This is a genomic window from Streptomyces millisiae, from assembly GCF_031845425.1.
In the GTDB taxonomy this organism is placed as follows: domain Bacteria; phylum Actinomycetota; class Actinomycetes; order Streptomycetales; family Streptomycetaceae; genus Streptomyces; species Streptomyces millisiae.
The window spans coordinates 20,423-27,263 of sequence record NZ_JAVREM010000078.1 but is presented as its reverse complement, the minus strand read 5'-3'; the positions used below and the strand labels follow the sequence as shown (position 1 = coordinate 27,263).

At 75.3% G+C, this 6,841-nt stretch carries 6 protein-coding genes; 3 read left to right on the top strand and 3 right to left on the bottom strand.

The features are described from left to right. From RNC47_RS31940 to RNC47_RS31930, 3 genes are all read left to right on the top strand, one after another. Positions 1 to 958, top strand: a 958-nt coding sequence (locus tag RNC47_RS31940) for an ABC transporter ATP-binding protein (RefSeq protein ID WP_311603851.1), incomplete at its 5' end; no start/stop codon positions are given. Positions 959 to 969: 11 nt separating this feature from the next. Then, the gene (locus tag RNC47_RS31935; RefSeq protein WP_311603853.1) at positions 970 to 1,992 is read left to right on the top strand and encodes an ABC transporter ATP-binding protein; all 1,023 of its coding nucleotides are present in this window, start codon (positions 970 to 972) and stop codon (positions 1,990 to 1,992) included. Between the two features lie 42 nt (positions 1,993 to 2,034). Continuing rightward, positions 2,035 to 2,964 carry a dihydrodipicolinate synthase family protein gene (locus RNC47_RS31930; protein ID WP_311603849.1) on the top strand — a complete coding sequence of 310 codons (930 nt, stop codon included), beginning with the start codon at positions 2,035 to 2,037 and terminating at the stop codon, positions 2,962 to 2,964. On the opposite strand, the gene RNC47_RS31925 is transcribed toward RNC47_RS31930, so the two are convergent. From RNC47_RS31925 to RNC47_RS31915, 3 genes are all read right to left on the bottom strand, one after another. Next, a complete protein-coding gene (locus RNC47_RS31925; RefSeq protein ID WP_311603848.1) occupies positions 2,965 to 4,158 on the bottom strand; it encodes a sialidase family protein in 1,194 nt (397 codons plus the stop codon). It abuts the gene before it with no gap. A gap of 79 nt (positions 4,159 to 4,237) precedes the next feature. Then, positions 4,238 to 4,909 (bottom strand): NAD(P)H-binding protein, encoded by a 672-nt coding sequence (locus RNC47_RS31920; protein WP_311603846.1) that lies wholly within the window; start codon positions 4,907 to 4,909, stop codon positions 4,238 to 4,240. Positions 4,910 to 4,932: 23 nt separating this feature from the next. Continuing rightward, complete coding sequence (locus RNC47_RS31915) at positions 4,933 to 6,804, bottom strand: sialidase family protein (protein ID WP_311603844.1); 1,872 nt, start codon at positions 6,802 to 6,804, stop codon at positions 4,933 to 4,935. Between the last annotated feature and the right edge of the window lie 37 nt (positions 6,805 to 6,841).

Sequence of the window (6,841 nt, the reverse complement as noted above, 5' to 3'; positions counted from 1 at the left end):
CGGGCGGGCGGGGGAGCCCGTGTTGGCCGTCGACCGGCTGGTCGTCGGGTTCGGCCCGACCGACGTCGTGGCCGGGGTCAGCTTCGAGGTGCGGGCCGGCGAAGTGCTCGGCGTGGTCGGGGAGTCCGGCTGCGGCAAGACGCTCACCGCGCTCACCGTCATGGGGCTCCAGCCGCGCGAGGCCAGGGTCGGCGGCAGTGTCCGGTTCCAGGGGCGGGAGCTCGTCGGCCTGTCGGCCCGCGAGCGGCGGCGGCTGCTCGGGCACGAGATGGCGATGGTGTACCAGGACGCCCTCTCCTCCCTCAACCCCGCCATGACGATCCGCGCCCAGCTCCGGCAGCTGGTCCGCCGTGGCGGCCACCGCACCCCCGCCGAACTGCTGGAGCTCGTCGGCCTCGACCCGGAGCGGGTGCTCAGCAGCTACCCGCACGAGCTGTCCGGCGGCCAGCGGCAGCGCGTGCTCATCGCCATGGCGCTCTCCCGCGATCCGCGGCTGATCGTCGCCGACGAGCCGACCACCGCCCTCGACGTCACCGTCCAGGCGCAGGTCATCGAGTTGCTGTTGCGGCTCCGCGAGGAGCTCGGGTTCGCGCTGATCCTCGTCTCCCACGACCTGGCGCTGGTGGCCGACGTCACCGACCGGGTCGCCGTCATGTACGGCGGCCACATCGTGGAGACCGGCGTCACCGCCGACCTGGTGGCGGCCCCGGCCCACCACTACACCCGGGGCCTGCTCGGCTCCGTCCTCTCCCTGGAGGCCACGGCCGAGCGCATGACGCAGATCCCGGGCGTCGTCCCCTCGCCCGCCGACTTCCCGCCGGGCTGTCGGTTCGCCGACCGCTGCCCGTTCGCCGACGCCGACTGCGCCGCCGTGCCGCCCGAGCGCCCGGCCGAGGGGCCGGGGCACGTCGTCCTCTGCCACCACCCAGCCGTTGCGGAAAGCGAGGTGGCCCCGTGAGCGAGCCCCTGATGGCGGTCACCGACGCCCACGTCGTCTTCCCGGCCAGGAGCGGCGGCCTGTTCAGGAGGGACCGGGTGTACGCGCTGACCGGCGCCAGCCTCACCATCGCGCCCGGCGAGACCGTCGGCGTGGTCGGCGAGTCCGGCTGCGGGAAGTCCACCCTGGCCCGGGTGCTGATCGGCGTGCAGCGCCCGACCAGCGGCACCGTCGCGCACCGCGGCCGCGACCTGTGGGCGATGCCGGCCGGCGAGCGCCGCGTCACCGTCGGCACCCGGCTCGGCATGGTCTTCCAGGACCCGGCGACCGCGCTCAACCGCCGGCTGCCGATCCACCGCGTGTTGCGCGACCCGCTCGACGTGCACGGCCGCGGCACCCCGGCGCAGCGCGCCGAGCGCGTCCGCGAGCTGATGGCGCTGGTCGGGCTCCCCGCGTCGCTCGCCGACCGGCTGCCCGGCCAGCTCTCCGGCGGCCAGCGGCAGCGGGTGGCCATCGCCCGCGCCCTCGCCCTCGAACCCGAGCTGCTGATCGCCGACGAGCCGACCAGCGCGCTCGACGTCTCCGTCCGCGCCCAGATACTCAACCTCCTCCTCGACCTGAAGGAGCGGCTCGGCCTCGCCCTGGTGTTCGTCTCGCACGACATCCAGACCGTGCGGCGGATGAGCGACCGCGTCGTCACCATGTACCTCGGCCGCGTCGTCGAGGAGTCGCCGGCGGCGCGCGTCACCGAGCACGCGCGGCACCCGTACACCAGGGCGCTGTTCTCGGCGACGCCCGGGCTGCTGCACCCGATCCAGCCGATCCCGCTGGTCGGTCCCGTGCCCTCGGCCGTGCGCCCGCCGAGCGGCTGCCCCTTCCGCACCCGCTGCTGGAAGGCCGACGAGGCGTGCGCCGCGTCGATGCCGGACTTCGCGACCGACGAGGGCGACCATCGGTACCGCTGCCACCACCCGGTGGCCGGCGCGGACTCCACCGGCGACCTCGTCGACCAGGCGCGCCGCGCCCGGGCCGCCACCTCCCCAGAACCCGCCTGAGAGAACCATCCGCGAGAACGCACAACGCACGAGGGAACGCACATGACCCTGCCCCCCGGCCGTCTCACCGGAGTGATCCCGCCCGTCTGCACCCCCCTCACCCCGGCCGGGGCGGTGGACACCCGCTCGCTCACCCGGCTGGTCGACCACCTCGCCGGCGCCGGCGTCGACGGCCTGTTCGTCCTCGGGTCGAGCTCCGAGGCCGCCTACCTCACCGACCACCAGCGCCGCCTGGTGGTGGAGACCGTGACCCGCCACGTGGCCGGCGCGCTGCCCGTGCTCGCCGGCGCCATCGACATGACCACGCCCCGCGTGCTGGCCCACGCGGAGACGGCGCTCGCCGCCGGCGCCGACGCCGTGGTGGCCACCGCGCCGTTCTACGCCAGGACCCACCCGGTGGAGATCGCCCGGCACTTCCAGCTGATCGCCAAGCACACCGGGGCCCCGCTCCTCGCCTACGACCTGCCGTCCTCGGTGCACAGCAAGCTCGAAGCCGACCTGGTGCTCGGCCTCGCCGCCGACGGGACGCTGGCCGGGCTCAAGGACTCCAGCGGCGACCAGGCCACGCTGCGGTCGGTCGCCATCGGCGCCCCGGACGGCTTCAGCGTCCTCACCGGCTCGGAGCTGCTCGTCGACACCGCCCTGCAGTTCGGCGCGCACGGCGTCGTGCCGGGACTCGGCAACGTCGACCCGCACGGCTATGTGCGCATCGTGCGGCACGCGGCGGCCGGCGAGTGGGACCTGGCACGGGCCGAACAGGAGCGGCTGCTCGCCCTGTTCGCCGTGGTGGACGCCGCCCCGCCCGAGCGGATGGGCCGCGGCTCGGCCGCCATCGGCGCGTTCAAGGCGGCGCTGCGGCTGCTCGGCGTCATCGACCACGCGACGACGGCCGAGCCGCAGGTCCCACTCTCCGCGGACGAGGAGGCGCGGGTCGCCGAACTGCTGCGCGCCGCCGGCCTCCACCCCGCCTGACTAGAGGGCCCCCAGCCAGCGGAACTCGATCCGCTCGTAGGGGCCCTCGTCGCCCGTCTCGTACAGCACCCCGACCGTGTCGTCGTCCACCGCGACCAGGTCCGAGTAGGCCGCCGGCAGCGCGGAGAGCGTGACCACCCTCCTGAACGAGCGGCCCTCGTCGTCGCTGCGCCAGACCGCCAGGGACTCCCTGGCGGTCGGGTTGGACGGCCCGGAGAACAGCAGCGGCGCGCCCTTTCCGCCGGGGCGCAGCACGCTGCCCTGCACCACCGGCACGTCGTTCAGGCTGCCCTGGATGGCGAAGGTGCCGCCCTCCAGCGACTCGCCGCCGTCCGTCGAGACGGCGTCCGCCCGGTTGCCCGTGCTGGTGCCGTGCTGGTCGCGGGCGGAGAAGTAGACGCGGCCGCCCGGCAGTTCGGCGGCGGTCGACTCGTTGGAGTTGATGACGCCGTCGTAGCTGTCGTCCACATAGCCGACGCGCCACGTCTCGCCGCCGTCGTCGCTGAGCAGCGCGTGCGAACCGTAGTACCCGGGTTCCGCGCCGGTGTCGGGCGAGCCGGCCGGCGGCGCGGCCGAGTGGTTGGCCGGCACGACGAGCCGCCCGGCGTGCGGGCCCTCGGTGAGCGCGAGGGCGTGCCCGGGACCGGTGGCGTACCAGCGCCACTCCTCCGGCTTGACGTCGGCGGTGATCTCCCGGGGCTCGGTGAACGACCGGCCGTCGTCCTCGCTGTACTGCACGAAGACCCGGCGGCTCTGCTCGGGCGTCACCTCGCCGCGGATGATCTGGGCCTCGGTGACCTCGCCGCTGTTGTAGCAGGTGAGCAGGACCAGCCGGCCGGTGGCCGGGTCTATGACGGGCGCCGGGTTGCCCCGGGTGTCGCCCTCGCCGTGGGCCACCACGTCCAGCGGCCCCCAGGTGCGGCCGCCGTCCTCCGAGCGGCGGACGACGACGTCGATCTCGCCGCTGTCCCCCGCCCCGCCGACCCGGCCCTCGGCGAAGGCCAGCAGCGCCCCGGTCGGCGTGGTGACGGCGGCCGGCACCCGGTAGGTGTCGTAGCCGCCCTCGCCGGAGACGAACGGCACGGACGCCACGCGCTCCGGCGCCGCGGCGCTGGCGGAGCCACCCCCGCCGGCGGTGGTGCCGGCCAACGTCACGACCGCGGCGCCGAGCGCCGCCCAGTGCCAGGAACCCATGGGCCTTCTCCCCTTCCTTCGGAGACCGACTGGTCGTTACTCACCGTAACCGCCACCACTGACAGTCGGCTCCGCCGGATCAGCGGGCGACCTGGGCCGCCTCCGAGACCGCCTGGGCGATCGGCGTCGGCCCGCCCACCAGATCGAGCCTGAGGCCGGTCGTGGTGGGGGTGTCCAGCAGGGCGAGCAGCACCGCCGCCACGTCGTCCCGGCTGATGGAGCCACGCTCCGCCGACTCCGCCAGCGTCACCCGGCCGGTGCCCGGCTCGTCCGTGAGGCCGCCGGGCCGCAGGATCGTCCACGCCAGGCGCCCGGTGCGGGCGCTGATGTCCGCGTCCGCCGCCGCCTTGGCCCGCAGGTAGGCCACGAACACCGGGTCGGTGCCGGGCGGCGGCTCCCGGTCCGCGTGGATGGCCGAGACCACCAGGAACCTCCGCACCCCGGCCAGCTCCGCCGCGTCCGCGAACAGCACGGCACCGGCCCGGTCCATCGTCTCCTTGCGGGCCGCCCCGCTGCCCGGGCCCGCGCCCGCCGCGAAGACCGCCGCGTCCGCGCCCTCCAGGGCGCGGGCCACCTCCGCGACCGACGCCGACTCCAGGTCGCAGACCACCGGTTCGGCACCCAGGGCCCGCAGCTCCGCCGCGTGCTCCGGGTTCCTGATCAGCCCCACCGCTTCGTCGCCCCGCGCCACCAGCAGCCTCTCCAGCCGCAGCGCGATCTTTCCGTGTCCACCCGCGATGACTGTGCGCATACCGGCGACCGTACGTCATGCCGCTACCGGACACGGTCCAGCGGCAGCGACACGACGGCGCCCCGGGGGCCGACGTTGAACGCCCTGAGCCACGCCAACTCGCCCGCCGACAGCGCCCGGTCGTACACCCGCACCTCGTCGAGCGCCCCCGACATCCACTGCAGGCGGTCGGGACGCTGCCCCAGGTGGACGCCGAACGTCGAGTTGCGGCTGACGCTGCCCGCCACGTCGGCCGCCGTCACCGGCTCGCCGCCGTCCACCGCCAACGAGAGCCGGCCGTCGGCGCGGGTGAACGCCAGGTGGTGCCACCGGCCGTCGTTGTGGGCGGCCGGCGCGTCCACCGAGGCCGAGGCGGGCGGCGACCCGCCGTCCCTGGCGGTCAGCAGCGCGCGGATCCGCCCGCTGCCGGGCTCGGCGCGGATCCACACCTGTGGATTGTTCCCGCCTACCCCGCCCATCCACAGGAAGGGGTGCTGCCCGCTCGTCGCCTCGTACCTGAACCACAGGCTCACCGTGAAGTCACCGTCGCCGAGCGGGAGTTCATCCCCGTACGGCGGCCGCACCGCGTCGTCGGCGCCGTCGAACGCCACGCCGGCACCGAACCGCCCGTCCGTCGTGGCCGCGCCGCCGTGCACCGTGGCGGGCGCGGCGCCGCGCGCCGCGTCGCGGGTCGTCGGCCCCGCGCCGTCCCGTGCGCCGAGGAAGTCCGCGCCGAAGCGCGCGAACCTGATCTCGTCCCGCGCGTCCACCGGGCCCGCCTCGTACATCAGGCCGACCGTCGCGCCGTCGATCCTGACCATGTCCGAGTAGCCCGACCAGTCGGTGGTCACCAGCGCGCCCTGCTCGACGCTCTCCCAGGTCCGGCCGCCGTCCCAGGAGGAGCGGATCGTCATCCGGCGCCGCCGGTCGGGGTCGGACGGCACCGCGAGCAGCAGCCGCTCGTCGTCGAACGGCAGCACCGAGCCCTGCACCTGCGGCGCGTAGAGGTCGGGCACCGCCCGGTACGGCGCGGTGAGGGTCTCGCCGCCGTCCCTGCTCCAGGCGTGCGTGCGGTGGCCCAGGTCGGTGCCGCCCTGCTCCCGGCCGTTGATGTAGAGCGTGCCGTCGGGCAGTTCGGCCAGCGTCGCCTCGGAGGGCCGCTGCCGCCAGGTGCCGTCGGCACCCACCGGGTAGCTGTCCACCGCGCCGAGCGCCCAGCTGTCCCCGCCGTCGTCGCTGTAGGCGAGCGCCGCGTGGCCGTGCGTGATGCGGCCGTCCGCGTAGCTCTCCGCGTTGACGGTGAACACCAGCCGGCCGGCGTGCTCACCCCTGGTCAGCTGGACGCCGTGCACCGGGCCCGTGGCGTACCAGGAGTTCCAGTCGTCGGGACGCAGCTCCTCGGCCAGGCTGCGCGGCTCCGACCAGGTGAGGCCGTCGTCGTCGCTGTGGGAGAGGTACGGGATCCGCTGGCACGGCGCCTGGCAGTCGCCGCCGCCCGGCACGCCCGGGTTGCGGGTGGACGGCAGCAGGATCCGGCCGGTCCTGGTGTCCACGACGGGCGCCGGGTTGCCGTGCGTGTCGCCGGCGCCCTCGTCGATCACCTGGTACGGGCTCCAGGTGCGGCCGCCGTCCGTGGACCGCTTGACGACGATGTCGATGTCCCCGCCGTCCGTGCAGTCGTTGGTGCGGCCCTCGGCGAACGCCAGCAGGGTGCCGGCGTTGGTGCGCACGATGGCGGGGATGCGGAAGCAGGCGTACCCGCCGTCCTCGGCGGCGCGGAAGATCACCTGCTGCTCGATGGCCGTCGGGTCGGCGCCCGGTGCCGCGTCCGGCGCGGCGGCGAGTGAGGGGAGGGGGAGGAGGGTGAGAGCGAGGGTCGCGGCGGCGACCGCCGCTCGACGAAGGGTCAACGCCATGCCAGGTCCTGCCTTCCGGCTCGGGCATCGCTCGACG

Excerpts from the sequence above, each read along its gene's own strand:
- RNC47_RS31920 (WP_311603846.1), bottom strand. The coding sequence starts at position 4,909 with ATGCGCACAGTCATCGCGGGTGGACACGGAAAGATCGCGCTGCGGCTG.
- RNC47_RS31925 (WP_311603848.1), bottom strand. The coding sequence starts at position 4,158 with ATGGGTTCCTGGCACTGGGCGGCGCTCGGCGCCGCGGTCGTGACGTTG.
- RNC47_RS31915 (WP_311603844.1), bottom strand. The coding sequence starts at position 6,804 with ATGGCGTTGACCCTTCGTCGAGCGGCGGTCGCCGCCGCGACCCTCGCT.
- RNC47_RS31930 (WP_311603849.1), top strand. The coding sequence starts at position 2,035 with ATGACCCTGCCCCCCGGCCGTCTCACCGGAGTGATCCCGCCCGTCTGC.
- RNC47_RS31935 (WP_311603853.1), top strand. The coding sequence starts at position 970 with ATGGCGGTCACCGACGCCCACGTCGTCTTCCCGGCCAGGAGCGGCGGC.